2 protein-coding genes and 1 pseudogene are annotated in these 2,524 nt (G+C 46.0%); all 3 read right to left on the bottom strand.

Annotation, left to right across the window (positions count from 1 at the left end; translation table 11 throughout):
- Positions 1 to 194, bottom strand: a pseudogene (locus ACJMLT_RS02945) (ATP phosphoribosyltransferase); the annotation flags it as partial.
- On the bottom strand, positions 178 to 1,305 hold the full coding sequence (locus tag ACJMLT_RS02950; RefSeq protein ID WP_405726355.1) for an ATP phosphoribosyltransferase regulatory subunit: 1,128 nt from the start codon (positions 1,303 to 1,305) through the stop codon (positions 178 to 180). The pseudogene ACJMLT_RS02945 and the gene ACJMLT_RS02950, both read right to left, overlap by 17 nt.
- A 194-nt stretch (positions 1,306 to 1,499) precedes the next feature.
- Positions 1,500 to 2,405, bottom strand: a complete 906-nt coding sequence (locus tag ACJMLT_RS02955; RefSeq protein WP_405726358.1) for an anti-sigma factor family protein — start codon at positions 2,403 to 2,405, stop codon at positions 1,500 to 1,502.
- Positions 2,406 to 2,524: the final 119 nt, after the last annotated feature.

Genomic DNA, 2,524 nt, shown 5'->3' on the forward strand with positions numbered 1-2,524 from the left:
CCTCTTTCCACATAAACCGCCACATCGGAAGGTTTTACCCAGAAATAACGCACACCGTTTTCTTCGTTTTCAAAAATCAGCTTTCTGCCGCCTTCATGGATGGAGGGACAGCCATAACCGATCTTTTCAAAAATATCATAAGCCTTTTCGCCAAGTCTGCCCTTTGGCAGTGCGATGTTAATCCAGTTCCGCAACGATCTCAAGCCCCCTGTCCTTCATGCAAAGCAGTTGTTTATATTTCACATTACCTGTGTTCTTTTTCTGTACCAATACACTCTGGCCGTTATCTGTCAGCATCTGCGCCGCCTTTGCCAGAGCCGCTGTGTCTACGCCGTCTTCATACAGCAGCAGTGTATCCACGTCATATTCCTTTTCTGTGGATTCAAAACGTTCCAATAGGTCAAGATATACCGCAAAACCAATGGCATCGGCATCCTTGCCCATTTTGTGAAGCAGATTATCATATCTGCCGCCGCTAAGGATACCTGCAGGTACGCCGTTGATAAAGCCCTGGAAGATGATGCCTGTGTAATAATCCATATCGTTCACAATGGAGAAATCCAGATTCACATTCTGTTCGTTGCCGCCGATTTTCAGACAGCGCAGGATGCCTTCCAGTTCCGCTGCAGCCTGTTCCATTTTTTCGTTGCAGCAAAGGGATTTTGCCTTTTCCAGAGTGGATTCCAGATCGCCGTACAGGCTTGCCAGCGCTTCCAGTTTCTGTGTCATTTCCTCGGCCAGACCTGCTTCCAGACAGATGGCGCGGATGCCGTGGGCATTTTTTTCGCTGATGCAGGAAAGCACTGCTTTCTGCTGCGCATAAGGCAGATTCACCTCTTCCATCAGGCCTGCCACAAAGCCCATGTGAGACAGATCCATGATATACTGATCGCTGATGGCTTTCAGGCTTTTCTGAGCCAGAAGGAGTACTTCCAGTGTGGCATATTCATCCACCTCGCCGATATATTCCAGCCCCACCTGCATGATTTCTTTATATTCCCCTGCACCCTTTCTGGCACGGTAAACATTTTCATTGTAATAGACGCGTTCGGCCGCGTCTCTGCTGCCTTTGGTGTTCTTTACGATGGAAAGAGTCACGTCAGGCTTCAGTGCCAGCAGCTTACCGTCAAGCCCTGTAAAAGTCAGAATCGTTTCACTGCTCAAAAAACTTCTGTTATCAGCATAAAAGTCGTATTCTTCAAATTTGCTCATTTTGAATTTTTTATAGCCGTACTGTTCAAATAATGCGCGAAGGCTGAAAATAACCTGTTCTTCTTTCTTCAAAAGCATTTCTGCCTGTTTCATCGAAAATCCACTCCTTCCTATTCTAAGGATATCTTATACCACCCAAACACTTTAGTCAAGTAAAACACTAAAGTAATTTTAGAGGAATATTACTAATAAGTTTATCTTATTTTCAGCAATATGACAAGAAGACATCTGTCTTCCCTGAAAAAATAACCAAAAAAAGACATCCTGACTATGAGGATGTCTTTTTTTCACTGATTTTTTATTTGAATTTCCACTGTACGGTACATTCCGCCTGCTTCTGTTGCATCTTTTGCCGCCCACTCCACAGTGCCGATCGCCTCTACTGCTTTGACAAAACCAGCATAGTTTTCCATAGGAATGACTGCAAAAATGCCTTCCGTTTCCGTTGCTTCTTCAAAACCGCCTGCTTCCGCAATAGCCTTCTGAATTTCTGCTATTGCCGTCGCCTGGTCTGTCACCAACAAAATCATTTCTTCTGCTGCTTCCGGCTTCGCAGAGCGGGTAACGGAAAACTGCACGCTTTCCTCCTCAGCCCCAATAGAAGCTACTTCAGGCGCTGCTTCAGACATGTCATAAGCAGCTATTGCCGGATCCACTATAGCCGGAGCAGCCGTTTCTGCTCCCACTGCAGGAGCATTCTTTTTCTGTTTTTCGCCATCTGCTTTGATCTGTATTTCTGCAGCATCTTTTTCTTCCGCCGCAATCACGCCGTCCTCGGAAATGTCCATCGGTTCTGCCGTATCAGCCACTTTCATTTCCGCCACAGCATCCGCCTGGTTTTTTCTCATTTCCAGCATACCATTCATACCGCCCGCAGCCACTACCACCAGCACTGCCGCAGCGATCATTCCCCATTGTTTCCAAACCGGCTGTTTTTTCTTCTTCACAGGGAAAGGGACTACATTGGGTGCCGCTTCCGCCTGCAGCTTCTGCATCAGAGATGCATGGAATCCGTCAGGTAATTCCTCATCAGGAATGTTCTGCAGGGAATCCATGATTTCCTTCTGCAGCTCCAGTTCTTCTCTGCAGTCTGCACAGTTTTTCAGATGTTCTTCTATTCTGACAGCTTCTTCTGCTGTTGTTTCCTGTTCCAGATACGCCCAAAGCAATCCTCTTACTGCTTCACAGTTCATGGTCTTCCCTCCTTTCCTTTTTTCTGACGGACATTTTTTCATTTTGTTCCCGTATTTTCAAAATTTCATTTTTCAACTGATTTCTTCCGCGGGAAATACGACTTTTTACTGTCCCCAGA

The sequence above is a fragment of the Anaerotignum sp. genome (assembly GCF_045122575.1).
Classification (GTDB): domain Bacteria; phylum Bacillota; class Clostridia; order Lachnospirales; family Anaerotignaceae; genus Anaerotignum_A.